The sequence below is a fragment of the Rhodanobacter sp. UC4437_H4 genome (assembly GCF_052978425.1).
In genome coordinates this window covers 3798652-3812205 of sequence record NZ_CM129673.1, presented here as the reverse complement: position 1 = coordinate 3812205, position 13554 = coordinate 3798652, and the positions used below count along the sequence as shown (strand labels likewise).

Here is a 13554-nt window from a genome sequence, read left to right as displayed (position 1 = left end):
TCGCCGGCGACGCCGTTGCGTTCACCAATGCACTGGCGCATCGGGGCACGATTGCCCTGGTTGCTCAGTGGTGATGGCCACCCGCACCGTGCACGTGGCCATGTGCCAGCTCTTCCTCGCTGGCCGCGCGCACGTCGGTCACCTCGATGGCGAAATGCAGGGTCTTGCCCGCCAGCGGATGGTTGCCGTCGATGAATACCTTGTCGTCCTCGACGCGGGTGACGGTGACGTTGATCTCGCCCTGCGGACCGCGGCCCTGGAACTGCATGCCGGGCTGGATGTCCTCCACGCCCTGGAAGGCCGAGCGCGGCACTTCCTGCATCAGCTCGGGATGGTGCACGCCGTAACCCTCCTCGGGAACCACGTCGGCGGTGAACTTGTCGCCCGCCGAGCGGCCTTCCAGCTGCTTTTCCAGGCCCGGTACGATCTGGCCGCCGCCGTGCAGGTAGGTCAGCGGATCGCGACCGGCGGAGCTGTCGATGACCTGGTTCTGGTCGTCGGTGAGGGTGTAGTGGAAGGCGGCAACGGAATCTCGGGCAATCTGCATCATCTGGCCTCGCTCGGGGGTCATGTGGGCCGACCACGGTCGGCAAAGGGACAAAGCCTATCAGACCGCGCGCGCATGGCCTGCGCAGGGGGCGTCCCGAGCGCCGCCGACCAGCTCAATGCAGGCCGTGGCGATCGCCGTGGACCGCGGTGACGGGATGGTTCACCCCTGCAAGCGGGCCCGCGTGTCGCGACCGATCTTTTGCGGCGTGTCGGTCGGCGCGTAGCGCTTGACCACATGGCCGTCGCCATCGACCAGGAACTTGGTGAAGTTCCACTTGATCGCCTCGCTGCCGAGGATGCCCTTCGCCTGGCTTTTCAGCCACTGGTACAGCGGTGCGGCGTGCTCGCCGTTCACCTCGACCTTGGCGAACATCGGAAAGGTCACGTCGAAGCGGGTGCTGCAGAAATCCTTGATCTCGGCTTCGCTGCCCGGCTCCTGGTGGCCGAACTGGTCGCAGGGAAAGCCCAGCACCACCAAGCCCAGCTCGCGCTGTTCGCGCCACAAGGCCTCCAGGCCCTCGTATTGCGGAGTGAATCCGCACTGCGAGGCGACGTTGACCACCAGCAAGGTCTTGCCGCGCCACTCGCCCAGCGATCGCGGCTTGCCGTGGATGTCGGTCACGGTGAAATCGTGGATGCTGGTCATGGCTTGCTCCGGAACTGTGGCGGGTGTCCGGCCAGCGTACGCCATCGACGTGGGCTCGGGCATATCCATATGCGGCATGCTCCTTTGGCGCCGGCGGTGCGCGCGGCTACCGTCAAGGCGTTGCCGCCACGCCGGATTCGCCGTGCTCCACCTCGCCCTCGTGCTGCTGTCCCTGTTGCTGCTGGCCGGCGTGTTCAGCCGCGCGCCGGACGATCCGTGATCGGCGCCACTCACCCCTGGGTGGCGGGGATCTCGAACACCTGGCGCAGGTAGGCCACGTAGGCCGGGTCATCGCACATGTTCTTGCCGGGGGAATCGCTGAGCTTGGCCACCGGCTGGCCGTTGCAGCGGATCATCTTGATCACGATGTTGATCGGCGCCGGCCCCACGTCGTTGGTGAGGTTGGTGCCAACGCCGAAGGCGAGTTGGCAGCGGCCGCGGAAATGCGCGTAGAGCTGCATCACGCGCGGGATGTCCAGGCCGTCGCTGAACACCAGCACCTTGTTGCGCGGGTCGACGCGGTTGTCGCGGTAGTGCGCCAGCACCTTCTCGCCCCAGGCGAACGGATCGCCGGAATCGTGGCGGGTGCCGTCGAACAGCTTGCAGAAGTACATGTCGAAATCGCGCAGGAAGGCATCCAGCCCGTACACGTCGGACAGCGCGATGCCCAGATCGCCACGGTATTCGCGTGCCCACGCCTCCAGCGCCGCGACCTGCGAATCGCGCAGCCGCGGCCCCAGCGCCTGGTGTGCCTGCAGATACTCGTGCGCCAGCGTGCCCAGCGGGGTCAGGCCCAGTTCGCGTGCCAGCCACACGTTGCTGGTGCCGGCCAGCTGCGCGCCCAGTTCGTCGCGCAAGGTGGTGACGACCTCCTGCTGCCAGCGCCGCGAATACCGCCGGCGGGTGCCGTAATCGGCGATGCGGCACAGCGTGTAATCCGGCGCATCGCGCAGCATGGCGATCTTGTCGTGCAGGCGCCGGCGCCCTTCGGCCAGATCCAGCCCGGCGCTGGTGCGGCGGAAATATACCTCGTTGACGATCGCCAGCAGCGGCACCTCGAACATGATCGTGTGCAGCCACGGCCCGCGGATGCGGATCTCGATCTCGCCGGGCACGTCGGCCGAGGGCGCGATCTCCACGTACTTCTCGTTGAGCTGGAACAGCCCCAGGAAATCGACGAAATCGCTCTTGATGAAACGCCAGCTGCGCAGGTAATCCAGCTCGTCCGCGCGAAAACGCAGGCGGCACAGCGCGGCCAGTTCGGCGCGGATGTCGTCGATGCACGCGGCCAGGTCAATACCCGGCGTGCGGCACTTGAAGCGGTATTCCACCTCGGCCGCGGGATACTGGTGCAGCACCACCTGCATCATCGAGAACTTGTACAGGTCGGTGTCGAGCAGCGATTCGATGACCATCGGGCGCCCAGGGGAGGAAGAAGCGGCAGCACCGGCCATTATCCATGGTCGGCCATCGGCGCCGGGCAAAATAAAACCCCATCGGCCAGGGGAGGACCGATGGGGCTTGTCAGGCGGCCTCCAGGGGAGGTAAGGCCGGCCCCTCAGCAAGGCGATGGATTGCCCCGCTTCCTGTCGCCGTCACGGCGATACACGGGCTTAGTGTGTGCGCGACGACGTGAGTTCAACGTGCACGCCCGCCGCCGTTCAGCGCCGCGACAGGTGCGCCGCCCCGCCCGGCGCCAAAGCTGGCCCTACACTGGGCCCATTGCACGGAGAATCCCATGCGCAGAACCTCGATCGACGCCCCCCGGATGACGCGGATCACCGCCCTGCTTGCGATCGCGCTGATGCTTCTCGGCAGCAGTCGATTCGTGCGCGCCGCCGAACTCCGCATCGACCTGGGCCATGGTGCCACCCGCTGGAGCACCGCCACCCTGCTGGCGCGCCCGGATGCGCGCACCATCACCGTGCTCGGCGACGTGGCGTTCAAGCGCACCCGACACTACCGCGCCGTGCCGCTGGCTGCCCTGCTGCCCGGCATCAGGGCCGGCGATCACCTGCAATTTGTCGCGAAGGACGGCTTTGTCGCCGAAATACCCGCCGCGCTGATCCTGAGCCGGCGCGGCAGCGTCGCCTGGCTGGCGATCGAGGAGCCGGCCCGGCCGTGGCCGGCGTTGCCTGGCGGACACGGCCGCGCCGGCCCGTTCTATGTCGTGTGGACGCAGCCGCGCGCGGCGGGCGTGGGACCGGAGCAATGGCCATATCAACTGGCCACGATCCGCCGCGCCGACAGCATGGCCGCGCGTTTTCCGGCCATGCTGCCGGACCCGCGAACGCCGGCGGACAGTGCCGTGCGGCGAGGGCTGGCGGTGTTCCAGCGCACCTGCTTCGCCTGCCACACACTCAACGGCGCCGGCGATGCCCGACTCGGGCCGGACCTCAACATTCCGCACAACCCCACCGAGTACCTGCGCGCCGACCTGCTGCGCGGGTACATCCGCGATCCGCAATCGCTGCGCCGCTGGCCGCAGGCGAAGATGCCGGGCTTCGACACGCGGGCGCTTTCCGACGCCGACCTCGATGATCTGCTGAGCTACCTGCGCCACATGGCGGGGAGAAAAACATTGCCGGGCGGCGGGCACTGAGTTTTCAGCGCGGCGCGGCCTGAGCCTCCGCACCGTGTGGCGGCGTCATCAGCGCTTCCAGCGCGCGATCGCGGCGCGGCTTCGGGTCGCGAGCCAAAGCGCGGACGTCGGCGTAGAACGCCGTCCAGTCCTGCCCCGAGCGCTGGAACAGCACGTCGAACGCCGGCACCCAGTGGTCGTACAAGCCGAACGGCAGCAGCCGGGCGTTGTTGATCGGCTGCGCCACCCACGCGTCGTAGCGATGGTCGCCGGGCCATCGGCGTTCGCGCCACTGCGCGTAGCGTTCGCGGAACGCGGCGATCGCGGCCTGCTTGCCGGCTTCCATTGCCTCGGCATCGACGCCGCTGGCGTACAACAGCTTCAGGCGCTCGCGCAGATCCAGCACGAGCCGGGTGAAGCCGTCGGCGATCGCGTCATCGTGGCCTTGCGCCGGCGGCAGGCCGCGCGAGGCGCGCCATTCGCGCAGGCCCTGGCGCTGCACGAAGCTGGCGAAGGATTCGTTGAACGCGCTGTCGCTTTTCACGTAGATCAGCTGGTGCGCCAACTCGTGGAAGATCGTGCCGGCCAGCTCGTCGTCGTCCCAGCGCAGCATGCTGGACAGCACCGGATCGGCAAACCAGCCCAACGTCGAATACGCCGGCACGCCACCGATCCACACATCGTCGCCGCGGGCCTTCCAGCGCGCCGCATCGGCCTGCGCCGCCTGTTCGCTGAACCAGCCCCGGTAAGCCACGCAACCGGCGATCGGAAAGCACTGCGGCACCGCCTGCACCGAATAGCGCGGCGCAGCGAACACGTTCCACACCACGTAGTCGCGATCCAGCGGCACGTAGCCGGTGTAGCTGCGATTGTCAGGCAGGCCCAGCTCGCGCGAGGCGAACCGGCGCGCCTGCAGCGCCAGGCGCAGGCGCGCGGCCAGCTGCGGGTCGGTGTGCGGGTCGGCGAGCACGCGCTCGATCGGGCGTCGATGCACGATGAGTTCGGCTTGCCCGTGGGCGGCCTGCGCGTAGTAGCGCACGCTGGTGCAGGCGGACAGGGCAAGTCCCGCCACCATCAGGAGGGCAAACCGGAATATCGCGGCGGATGCGCTTGACGGTCGCGAAGGCATCCGCCGATTGTGCCTGAACGCCCGGCGCTACCGGGCGCGGCGGGGGTCAATGGCGACGGTCGTCGCGGTCGCGCGAATGACGTCCGCCGCGCTGCGAGTCGCGATGTCCCGAGTGGCCATCGTCGCGGTAATGGCCGCGGTCGTTGTCGCGATGGCGGTAGTCGCGTCCGTAGTCGCGCCCGTGATAGCGCGGATAGCGCGAACCGCCGTACCAGTGCGAGCTGATGCCGACGCTCACCCCGGGTGCGTAGCAGCAACCGTAGTAGCCGCCGTAATAGGCCGGCCCGTAGTAGCTGTCGTAAGGCGAGGCGTAGTACGTCGTGCCGCTGCCGTAATACGCGTCGCCGGCCGACCCGCCGCCACGCACGTAGGTATAGCCGGGGTCGTAATAGCAACCGGACAGCGCCGCCGCTGCCACCATCAATCCAACGCAAGCGAGCAGTCGTTTCATGGTTCACCTCCGCGGTGCTTGTCAAGCTCCACGCTGGACCATGCCGCTTGAACTCTGCCTGAGCGGACCCGGCGCCGCGGCACCGGCCCGCCCGCGGAGATTCAACCCTTGCGCTTGCCCAGGTCGTCGCGCGGCGATGCCGTCACGGATGCATCGCCCGTGCCGGTCACCGGCGCGTGCATCTCCGTCACGTTGGGGGTCGGATGCGACGGGTTGGCGCCAGGCCACGACGGCTCGCGCTGGTCCCGCTCATGCTTGGCGTCAAGCAAGGCCTGGATATGCGCCACGGCCTCTTCCGGGCTGATGTGCGCCACCGGCCGGTCGGCCGGACGAGGGCGCGCAGGCGACGACTTCGGCGCAGGCCGGGTTGCGACCCGAGGTGCGGCTGGCCGCGTGGCCAATGGCTTCTTGGCCGCTGCCTTCCTCGCGGCAGGCTTCTTCGCGGACGCGGCCTTGCGTACGGCCGGCTTGCGCGATGCCGCGCTGGCGCTGGCGCGCGATTTCTTTGCTGCCGGCTTCGGCGCGGCCTTGCGGCCAGCGACCTTCTTTGTCTCCGGCCGCCGGGGCGTCGCCTTCTTCGCGCTGCGCGGGCCGGTCGTACGCTTGGCGACGGCCTTCTTCGCGGCGGTTTTCTTCGCCGGGGACTTCCTGGCGGCTGCCTTCTTCACGGCGACCTTTTTCGCCGGAGCTTTCTTCGCAACTGATTTCTTCGCAACTGATTTCTTCGCGACGGACTTCTTCGCGGCGGCTTTCTTCGCGACTGGCTTTTTCGCTGCGGACTTTTTCGCCGATGCTTTCCCTGCCGCGGACGTCTTCGCTGCCGACTTGCGGGTCATTGCCATGCGTTCGTTCTCCTGCGGTGAGCGGTGAGCAACGCGGCCAGTATGCGCGTATCGGCGCGCGACGGCATTACGCAGCGCAAGAAGCGTTCATCTGCGGGCCGACCGAACGCGCGCTCAGCCCGGGTGCATCAGCGCGTCGAGAAAGTGCGGCAGCACGCGATGATTGATCGCGATGGTGAACAGCACGCCATAGGCTGCGCCCCACAGGTGCGCGCTGTGGTTGACGTTGCCCTGCCCGCGCCGGTCCATGTAGATCGAATAGGCGGTGTACAGCACCGCGTAGACGATTGCCGGCATCGGGATCACCAGCACGATGATCTGCTGCCAGGGCGCGATCAGGATGTAGGCGAACAGCACCGCCGACACGGCGCCCGACGCACCCAGGCTGCGATAGTCCGGGTTGTTCCGGTTCTTCAGCCAGGTCGGCAGGATCGAGACCACCAGCCCGCCGATGTAGAACAGCGCGAACCCCAGCGTGCCGAGCACGCCGGTGTAGAACGGCTCCATCGCACGCCCGAAGAAGAACAGCGTGAACATGTTGAACAGCAGGTGGCCGAAATCCGCGTGCACCACGCCGTAGGTCACCAGCCGGTGGTACTCGCGCTGGCGGGTGATCGCCGGCGGCCACAGGATCAGGTCGTTCATCAGCCGCGCGTTCTTGAACGCCATGAACGAGACGATGCAGGTGATGGCAATGATGGCCAAGGTGATCGGCATGGACGGTTCCGCGACGCAAAAGTCGGCATCTTGGCGCGTCGCCCCAGGCTTGTCGACTCGACTGGAGGAAGCGGGCTTATATGCCCGGCGCGGTGCGGCTTATGCGAAAGCGGCAGTGTCGCCGCCGTGGCTGCCCCTCTATCATCTGCCGTTTTGCACCGCGCCCCGCGGTCGGACGAAACACATGAGCCCGCTCCGTTACCTGCATCTGGACGTCTTTGCGGCCACCCTCGGCGGTGGCAACCACCTGGGCGTGGTGATCGGCGCGGACGGCTGGGACAGCGCGGCGATGCAGCGTTTCGCGCGCTGGACGGCGCTGGTGGAAACCACCTTCCTGCTGCCGCCGACCGACCCCCGGGCGAGCTATCGGGTGCGCATCTTCACGCCGCACGAGGAGATCCCGTTTGCCGGCCACCCCAGCATCGGCAGCGCCCATGCGGCGCTGGAAGCAGGTCTGGCCACGCCGCGCGACGGACTGCTGTGGCAGGAGTGCGGCGCCGGCGTGTTGCCGATCCGGGTCGAAGGCAGCGGCGCCATGCGCGAACTGCTGCTGCGCTCGCCGGGCGAACGCGTGCTGGCGACCGGCCGCGACGCAAACCCGCTGCTGGCCGCAGCGCTGCACGGCGTGACCGATGGCGCGCTGCCGCCGGCGCTGGTCGACGGCGGCCGACGCTGGTGGCTGGCCGAGGTCGCCGACGAGGCCAGCCTGCGCGCCTGGCAACCCGACCACGTGGCCATTCTTGCGCTGGCCCGCGCCAGCAGCAGCATGGGGCTGTGCGCCTTCGCACGCGTGGCATCGGATCAGCCGCGACTGGTGGTGCGCGCATTCCCCGCCGGCGTGGGCATCGTCGAAGACCCCGCCTCCGGCGCCGCCAACGGGTTGATCGCCGCCTGGATCGCACACGCCGAACCGCATGGCCCGCTGGCCCGCGGCTACCAGGTCAGCCAGGGCCGCGAGATCGGCCACGACGCGCAGCTGATGGTGCACATCGACAACGACGCGATCTGGGTCGGCGGGCGCAGCCACACCATCGTCGACGGCAGCCTGGCCTGGTCGGCGTGAGCTTCCAGTCTCTCGGTGCCGGTGAAAGCGGCTTTCTGCTCGGGCGCTGACACGCACGCGCCCACGGCTTAAGCTCGTCGCACCTGCGACCGCCGGGAGCGCACGATCGTGTTCCATCCCTTGCACAGGCTGGGCCGTGCCCTGGCCCGTTACCTCTCGAAGCCGCGCGTCGGCGGCATGCATTTCGGCACCTCGCGCCACGACATGCTGGAGGCATCGCTGCGGCCGGCCGACGTGCTGCTGGTCGACGGCAACAGCCGCATCGGCACCGCGATCAAGTACGTCACCCAGTCGAGCTGGTCGCACGCGGCGTTGTACGTGGGCGACACCCTGCGCGACCGCTACCCCGCGCTCGGTGCGCACGTGCTGATCGAAGCCGACGTGGTGGAAGGCGTGCGTGCGCTGCCGCTGCAGGCGTATCGCGGGGCGCACACGCGCATCTGCCGCCCGGTCGGGTTGCACGCCGGCGAGATCGAGCAGGTGATCGAACACGCCGCGCGTCGCCTCGGCCAGCGCTACGACATGCGCAACGTGATCGACCTGATGCGCTACCTGCTGCCGACGCCGCCGGTGCCCGGACGCTGGCGCCGGCGCCTGCTGGCGCTGGGCAGCGGCGAGCCGACCCGGGCGATCTGCTCGTCGCTGATCGCGGCGGCCTTCCACAGCGTGCGTTATCCGATCCTGCCGATGCTGGACCGCGACTACCGCCAGTTGCGCGGCACCCAGCGCGCGCGCCAGGAGATCCTGCACATCCGCAGCTCCAGCCTGTTCACGCCGCGCGACTTCGACATCTCGCCCTACTTCCGCATCATCAAGCCGATGATCGAGAGCGGTTTCGATCCGCACCACCTCCACTGGGCGACCCTGGCGCCCGGCGACCTGCAACCGTCGGCGGGATCGCTGCAGGCCCCGCGATGAATCGGCGCGCCGCTCAGCGCAGGTTCGGCAGCGCCGCGAGGCACGACTCGCGGCAAAGGTAGCGCTGGTTGGTTTCCCCGCCGTCGTACAGATAGGCTGCCCCGCCGGCGAAAATCTCCCAGTGGTAGAGCTGGCCCGCACGGCGCAGGGTGCCGCGGTAGCTGCACGGCATGATGATCGCCTCGGCGTCGAACGTGGCCGGGTCGACCACCTCGGCCAGCGTGAAATACCGCGCCACGTCCGCGCGACTGAGCGTCAACGCGCTGCAGATGTCGGCGTCGGCGCGCGTGGCATCGACCTGCCGCTGCAACGAAACAACCTCGATGCCGCCATTGCCGCGCACCGGCACACACGCAGCCAGCGCTGCGCTCAGCAGCACCAGGCCCAACGCCTTCACGGCTTGCCCCCAGCGGTCAGCGCCTGCAGCAACTGGGCGCCCTCGGTGACCTCCTTGCGGGCGATCGCGCCGTGCGCGTAGACGTCGCCCAACAGGTTCAGGCCGAACAGGCCGACCAGAATATCCACCAGGTACTTGAGCGACTTCAGTTGTTCCGGCGTCGGCGCCTCGAACGCCTTCTGCGCGGGCTGGAACGTGCCCACCACCTCGATCCCCAGCGAGTCCTGGTTGGAGGGATAGCGCGAGGGATACGGCTTGCCCAGTTCATGTCGCGAAAGGTTCTTCGCGCGGGTACCGAAGCCCACGCCTTTCGCGTGCATGAGCGAGGCAATCGTCTTCAGTTCCTGCGGATCGCAGCCGTGTTCGACCTGGCAGCGCGCCTGCAGCACACCGACGTGCCAGCACACCTGATCGACGCGTGCGGTCTGGCAGATCTTGCCGGCCTTGTCGATCAAGAAGTGCGCGCCGGTCTGCTTGCCGCCCGCGTACGCTTCGAGCGTGCTGGTGGCGGTGGAGGAATCGGTACGATGCAGCACGATCGCGTGGACGGCATCCAGGCTGCCATGCTCGATCGACGCATACAGCTTGACCTCGATCGCCGGGTCGACGAGCTTGCCCTTGTCCAGCGTTGCCATCGGCCGCCCTCCCCTGGAGATGCGCCGCCGCCCGATGGCGGGCGCGGCGCGTTGGAAATTCCGTCGCACGATGCTGCAGCCCCCGGCCGGAGGCGTCAAGCAACCGGCATCAGGCCGCCGCGCCCGCCGCCTGCCCCGACGCCCACGCCCACTGGAAGTTGTAGCCGCCGAGCCAGCCGGTGACGTCGACCACCTCGCCGATGAAGTAGAGGCCGGGCACGAGTTTCGATTGCATCGTGCTGGAGGAGAGGCCATCGGTGTCGACGCCGCCGAGAGTGACTTCGGCGGTGCGGTAGCCTTCCGTGCCGCTGGCGGTGATCGGCCACGCGGCGAGCTGCGCGCCGATCTGCGTCAGTTCGGTCTCGCGGTACTGGCGCATCGGGCGGTTGCCGAGCCATTGCTCGCACAACCGCTGCGCGAGGCGCTTCGGCAACACCTCGCCGAGTACGGTCTTCAGTTCGGCCAGCGGCCGCGCCGTGCGTTGGTCGACCAGCCAGGCGCCGACGTTGAGGTCCGGCAGCAAGTCGAGGCGCAAGTCGTCGCCGGGCTGCCAGTACGAGGAGATCTGCAGGATCGCCGGGCCGCTGATGCCGCGATGGGTGAACAGCAATCCGGCGCGAAAACCCTGCCTGCCCACGCGGGCCTCCACCCTCGGCAACGCCACACCGGCCAGATCCGCGTAATGCTCCTGGTGCTTGCCGCTCAGCGTCAGCGGCACCAGGCCGGCGCGCGTGGACAGCACGGCGTGGCCGAACTGGCGGGCCAGCTCGTAGCCGAAACCGCTGGCGCCCATGCTGGGAATCGACAGGCCGCCCGAGGCGACCACCAGCGACTCGGCATGCACCTCGCCGCGCGCGGTGTGCACGCTGAAGCCCTCCGGCGTCCTGCGCACGCGTTGCACGGCGCAGTTCGCCTCCACCGTGACGCCGGCCGCGGCGCACTCGTCCAGCAGCATGCGCACGATCTGCTTCGAGGAGTCGTCGCAGAACAACTGGCCCAGCTCCTTCTCGTGCCAGGCGATGCGATGCTTCTCCACCAGCGCGATGAAATCCCACGGCGTGCAGCGCGCCAGCGCGGACTTGGCGAAATGCGGGTTGGCCGAGAGGTAATTCGCCGGCGTCGTGCCCAGGTTGGTGAAGTTGCAGCGGCCGCCACCGGACATCAGGATTTTCTTGCCGACCTTGTTGGCGTGATCGACCACCAGCACGCGCCGGCCGCGCTGGCCGGCGGTGATCGCGCACATCAGGCCGGCGGCGCCGGCGCCGATGATCAACACGTCGGTTTTCAAGAACTCACCATGGTCACGCCATCAAGCTCGTTGTTCGTCATCCCGGCGCGGCGCCTTTCAACGACCGAAGGGTCGGTCAAGCCGGGACCCGGTGACTGTGTCCGTTGAAAGGCGCCGGATTCCGGCTTGCGCCGGAATGACGGAAGTGAGGGTTGCGCCATTATCGCCCAGCGCCATCGCTTACACTTTGCCTCCTGTTCCCAGCGAGCCGCCGCCATGCCTTCCTTCGACGTGATCTCCGAAGTCGACAAGCACGAACTGACCAATGCCGTCGACCAGGCCAACCGCGAACTCGGCACGCGCTTCGACTTCAAGGGCGTGGACGCGAAGTACGTGCTGGACGATGGCGTGATCGCCCAGAGCGCCCCCAGCGAATTCCAGCTGCAGCAGATGCTGGACATCCTGCGCGCCCGCCTGATCGCGCGGAAGATCGACGTGCGCGCGCTGGACGTCGGCGACCCGGAAACCAACCTGGGCGGCTCGCGCCAGAAGATCACCGTCAAGCAGGGCATCGAGCAGCCGGTGGCGAAGAAACTGGTGGCCGAGCTGAAGGCGGCCAAGCTCAAGGTCGAGGCGCAGATCAACGGCGACAAGCTGCGCGTCAGCGGCAAGAAGCGCGACGACCTGCAGGCGGCGATGGCGGTGTTGCGCAAGTCCGAGGTCGAGCTGCCGCTGCAGTTCGACAACTTCCGCGACTGAGTTCAGGCCCGTGACAGCAGCCGCCCGCCCATCGCCGCATTGACGGCCACCACCACGGCCACCGCCAGCGCATGCGTCAACAGAGCGTAGGGCGGGCAATGCCCGCCGCTCTTGTCGCGATGTCGCAAGGCCAAAAGCCGGCGGACGGTGCCCGCCCTACGCGGCGCGTGCGACGCTTCTGCCGAATCCCTACGCTTTCGACAACAACCGCCCGCCCATGGCGGCGTTGACGGCCACCACCGCGGCGACGGCCAGCGCGTGCGTCAGCAGGTCGGTGGCAGCGGAGTCGAACGCATGGCAGATCTCCAGCAGGCTGGCCGAGGCGGCGGCGCTGGCCAGGCCGATCAGCACCGCGGTGAGCACCGGCCGCAGCGGGCAGGCGCGACGCAGCAGCACGATCAGCAGCGCGGAGAGCGGGATCGAGAAGGCGATGATGAAGAGCAGGCAGTCGGCGGTCTGATGCAGGCCGGCCACTTCGGTGCCCGGCGCGATCCACGTGCGCAGGCAGCCGAGGCCGCTGGCACCGATCCACAGCACGGCACCGGGCAGCGGCAGCCATGCCCACGCGGCACGCCGCCCCGGCACGCCCAGCGCGAACGCCGCCCAGGCCGCGCTGATCGCCGTCGCCACCGCCCCGATGCCGGCCCAGGCCAGGTCCGGCGTGGCGGTCCAGCGCCGCAGCATCGGGCCCGCGCCGTAATGCAGCCACAGCCCGACCGCCAGCGCCGCCACCAGCAGCAGCCAGCCGGCCGTGCGCAGCCCTGGCGGCAGCAGCCGCCGCACCGGCACCAGGTCGGTGCCAAGGCGGTCGATCAACGCCTGGTGGGATTGCGGATCGGCCGTCACGTCAGGGTTCTCCATGGAAACGTTCGCGCAGTGCCTTCAGCGCGCGATGCAGGTTCACTTTCAGCGCGCCGGTATTGCGCCCGGTCAGCTCGGCCGCCTCGCTGAGCGAGCGCTCGCGCAGGCCAAGCTGTTCCACCGCCTCGCGCTGGCCGGGCGGCAACTCGGCGATCGCCTCGTGCAGGCGCTGTGCGCGCTGCTCGCTTTCGGTGGCGGCGCTGGCGTCGTCGGCATCCGGGTGACGGTCGAGCGCGAATTCATCGTGCAGTTCGCGGCTGTCGCGGCGACCGCGGCTGCGCAGGGAGTCGATCGCGCGGCGAGCGGCGATCGCGCCGAGCCAGGCGTCGTAGGAACGGCTGGGGTCGTAGGTCTGGCGCACGCGATGCACGGTGATCAGGGTTTCCTGCACCACGTCATCCAGATGATCGGGCGCCACACCCTGGCGGCGTGCCACGGCGCGGATCAGCGCCACCGAATCGGCCAGCAGTTTTTCGTAGGCACGCCGGTCGCCGGCCTGCGCGGCGGCCATCCACGCCGACCGGCGCCGGTCGGGCGATTCGCTGGCGCTGGCGGCGGCGGATTCGGCTGGCACGGTCCGGACGGGACTGATTCCATGGGAAAGTCCACTATCTAGACCCATGAAGGCGGTGGCGGTCAAGGCTTGCGACCCGTTCGCTCCACGACGGAACGCTCACCGGGGTCTTCGCCGCATCGTGCGCCGACGTTACCTCCTGCCCGCAGGTAACCCGGGCGGCGGCGGCGGCGAATCCTCAGGCAACCACCCACGGATGAAACT

17 protein-coding genes and 1 pseudogene are annotated in these 13554 nt (G+C 68.6%); 4 read left to right on the top strand and 14 right to left on the bottom strand.

Translation table 11 applies throughout. The annotated features are described in order from the left end of the window. Window positions 1-64: 64 nt before the first annotated feature. From ACVCL3_RS17345 to pncB, 3 genes are all read right to left on the bottom strand, one after another. Window positions 65-547: an FKBP-type peptidyl-prolyl cis-trans isomerase gene (locus tag ACVCL3_RS17345; RefSeq protein WP_395121410.1), complete on the bottom strand. Its 483-nt coding sequence runs from the start codon at window positions 545-547 to the stop codon at window positions 65-67. 162 nt (window positions 548-709) lie between these two features. Then, entirely contained in the window at window positions 710-1195 is a 486-nt protein-coding gene (locus ACVCL3_RS17340; protein WP_447100086.1) for a glutathione peroxidase, read from the bottom strand. 230 nt (window positions 1196-1425) lie between these two features. Then, entirely contained in the window at window positions 1426-2610 is a 1185-nt protein-coding gene (pncB, locus tag ACVCL3_RS17335; RefSeq protein WP_447100085.1) for a nicotinate phosphoribosyltransferase, read from the bottom strand. A gap of 323 nt (window positions 2611-2933) precedes the next feature. On the opposite strand from pncB, the gene ACVCL3_RS17330 reads away from it, so the two are divergent. Continuing rightward, window positions 2934-3797, top strand: a complete 864-nt coding sequence (locus tag ACVCL3_RS17330) for a c-type cytochrome (RefSeq protein ID WP_447100084.1) — start codon at window positions 2934-2936, stop codon at window positions 3795-3797. Between the two features lie 4 nt (window positions 3798-3801). Here the strand turns inward: ACVCL3_RS17330 and ACVCL3_RS17325 are convergent, their stop codons facing one another. From ACVCL3_RS17325 to ACVCL3_RS17305, 5 genes and pseudogenes are all read right to left on the bottom strand, one after another. Then, a complete protein-coding gene (locus ACVCL3_RS17325) occupies window positions 3802-4851 on the bottom strand; it encodes an aminopeptidase (RefSeq protein WP_447100083.1) in 1050 nt (349 codons plus the stop codon). Window positions 4852-4951: 100 nt separating this feature from the next. Then, the gene (locus ACVCL3_RS17320; protein ID WP_447100082.1) at window positions 4952-5356 is read right to left on the bottom strand and encodes a hypothetical protein; all 405 of its coding nucleotides are present in this window, start codon (window positions 5354-5356) and stop codon (window positions 4952-4954) included. Window positions 5357-5457: 101 nt separating this feature from the next. Next, window positions 5458-5670: a hypothetical protein gene (locus tag ACVCL3_RS17315; RefSeq protein ID WP_395119376.1), complete on the bottom strand. Its 213-nt coding sequence runs from the start codon at window positions 5668-5670 to the stop codon at window positions 5458-5460. 303 nt (window positions 5671-5973) lie between these two features. Then, window positions 5974-6273 (bottom strand): annotated as a pseudogene (locus tag ACVCL3_RS17310) (histone H1-like repetitive region-containing protein); the annotation flags it as partial. A gap of 39 nt (window positions 6274-6312) precedes the next feature. Beyond that, window positions 6313-6915 (bottom strand): rhomboid family intramembrane serine protease, encoded by a 603-nt coding sequence (locus ACVCL3_RS17305; protein ID WP_447098547.1) that lies wholly within the window; start codon window positions 6913-6915, stop codon window positions 6313-6315. 184 nt (window positions 6916-7099) lie between these two features. On the opposite strand from ACVCL3_RS17305, the gene ACVCL3_RS17300 reads away from it, so the two are divergent. Both ACVCL3_RS17300 and ACVCL3_RS17295 read left to right on the top strand, forming a co-directional pair. Further along, window positions 7100-7978, top strand: a complete 879-nt coding sequence (locus ACVCL3_RS17300) for a PhzF family phenazine biosynthesis protein (RefSeq protein ID WP_447098546.1) — start codon at window positions 7100-7102, stop codon at window positions 7976-7978. 108 nt (window positions 7979-8086) lie between these two features. Continuing rightward, complete coding sequence (locus ACVCL3_RS17295) at window positions 8087-8896, top strand: YiiX/YebB-like N1pC/P60 family cysteine hydrolase (protein ID WP_447098545.1); 810 nt, start codon at window positions 8087-8089, stop codon at window positions 8894-8896. 13 nt (window positions 8897-8909) lie between these two features. Here the strand turns inward: ACVCL3_RS17295 and ACVCL3_RS17290 are convergent, their stop codons facing one another. From ACVCL3_RS17290 to ACVCL3_RS17280, 3 genes are all read right to left on the bottom strand, one after another. Continuing rightward, window positions 8910-9293: a hypothetical protein gene (locus ACVCL3_RS17290; RefSeq protein WP_447098544.1), complete on the bottom strand. Its 384-nt coding sequence runs from the start codon at window positions 9291-9293 to the stop codon at window positions 8910-8912. After that, complete coding sequence (locus tag ACVCL3_RS17285; protein ID WP_447098543.1) at window positions 9290-9928, bottom strand: peptidoglycan recognition protein family protein; 639 nt, start codon at window positions 9926-9928, stop codon at window positions 9290-9292. Before ACVCL3_RS17285 ends, ACVCL3_RS17290 begins: the two co-directional genes overlap by 4 nt. 109 nt (window positions 9929-10037) lie before the next feature. Beyond that, entirely contained in the window at window positions 10038-11171 is a 1134-nt protein-coding gene (locus ACVCL3_RS17280) for an NAD(P)/FAD-dependent oxidoreductase (protein WP_447107259.1), read from the bottom strand. 261 nt (window positions 11172-11432) lie between these two features. Between ACVCL3_RS17280 and ACVCL3_RS17275 the strand changes: the two genes are divergently transcribed. After that, the gene (locus ACVCL3_RS17275) at window positions 11433-11915 is read left to right on the top strand and encodes a YajQ family cyclic di-GMP-binding protein (RefSeq protein WP_447098541.1); all 483 of its coding nucleotides are present in this window, start codon (window positions 11433-11435) and stop codon (window positions 11913-11915) included. Between the two features lie 2 nt (window positions 11916-11917). On the opposite strand, the gene ACVCL3_RS17270 is transcribed toward ACVCL3_RS17275, so the two are convergent. From ACVCL3_RS17270 to ACVCL3_RS17260, 3 genes are all read right to left on the bottom strand, one after another. Beyond that, window positions 11918-12043, bottom strand: coding sequence for a hypothetical protein (locus tag ACVCL3_RS17270; RefSeq protein ID WP_447098540.1), 126 nt, complete (start codon window positions 12041-12043; stop codon window positions 11918-11920). 61 nt (window positions 12044-12104) lie between these two features. Next, window positions 12105-12776, bottom strand: coding sequence for an NrsF family protein (locus tag ACVCL3_RS17265; protein ID WP_447100080.1), 672 nt, complete (start codon window positions 12774-12776; stop codon window positions 12105-12107). Continuing rightward, window positions 12763-13287: an RNA polymerase sigma factor gene (locus tag ACVCL3_RS17260; RefSeq protein ID WP_447101546.1), complete on the bottom strand. Its 525-nt coding sequence runs from the start codon at window positions 13285-13287 to the stop codon at window positions 12763-12765. Before ACVCL3_RS17260 ends, ACVCL3_RS17265 begins: the two co-directional genes overlap by 14 nt. Window positions 13288-13554: the final 267 nt, after the last annotated feature.

Coding starts and splice junctions, on each gene's coding strand:
- ACVCL3_RS17265 (WP_447100080.1), bottom strand. CDS start 12,776: ATGGAGAACCCTGACGTGACGGCCGATCCGCAATCCCACCAGGCGTTG.
- ACVCL3_RS17340 (WP_447100086.1), bottom strand. CDS start 1,195: ATGACCAGCATCCACGATTTCACCGTGACCGACATCCACGGCAAGCCG.
- ACVCL3_RS17260 (WP_447101546.1), bottom strand. CDS start 13,287: ATGGCCGCCGCGCAGGCCGGCGACCGGCGTGCCTACGAAAAACTGCTG.
- ACVCL3_RS17300 (WP_447098546.1), top strand. CDS start 7,100: ATGAGCCCGCTCCGTTACCTGCATCTGGACGTCTTTGCGGCCACCCTC.
- ACVCL3_RS17275 (WP_447098541.1), top strand. CDS start 11,433: ATGCCTTCCTTCGACGTGATCTCCGAAGTCGACAAGCACGAACTGACC.
- ACVCL3_RS17305 (WP_447098547.1), bottom strand. CDS start 6,915: ATGCCGATCACCTTGGCCATCATTGCCATCACCTGCATCGTCTCGTTC.
- ACVCL3_RS17345 (WP_395121410.1), bottom strand. CDS start 547: ATGCAGATTGCCCGAGATTCCGTTGCCGCCTTCCACTACACCCTCACC.
- ACVCL3_RS17320 (WP_447100082.1), bottom strand. CDS start 5,356: ATGAAACGACTGCTCGCTTGCGTTGGATTGATGGTGGCAGCGGCGGCG.
- ACVCL3_RS17330 (WP_447100084.1), top strand. CDS start 2,934: ATGCGCAGAACCTCGATCGACGCCCCCCGGATGACGCGGATCACCGCC.
- pncB (WP_447100085.1), bottom strand. CDS start 2,610: ATGGTCATCGAATCGCTGCTCGACACCGACCTGTACAAGTTCTCGATG.
- ACVCL3_RS17285 (WP_447098543.1), bottom strand. CDS start 9,928: ATGGCAACGCTGGACAAGGGCAAGCTCGTCGACCCGGCGATCGAGGTC.
- ACVCL3_RS17325 (WP_447100083.1), bottom strand. CDS start 4,851: ATGGTGGCGGGACTTGCCCTGTCCGCCTGCACCAGCGTGCGCTACTAC.
- ACVCL3_RS17280 (WP_447107259.1), bottom strand. CDS start 11,171: ATGTGCGCGATCACCGCCGGCCAGCGCGGCCGGCGCGTGCTGGTGGTC.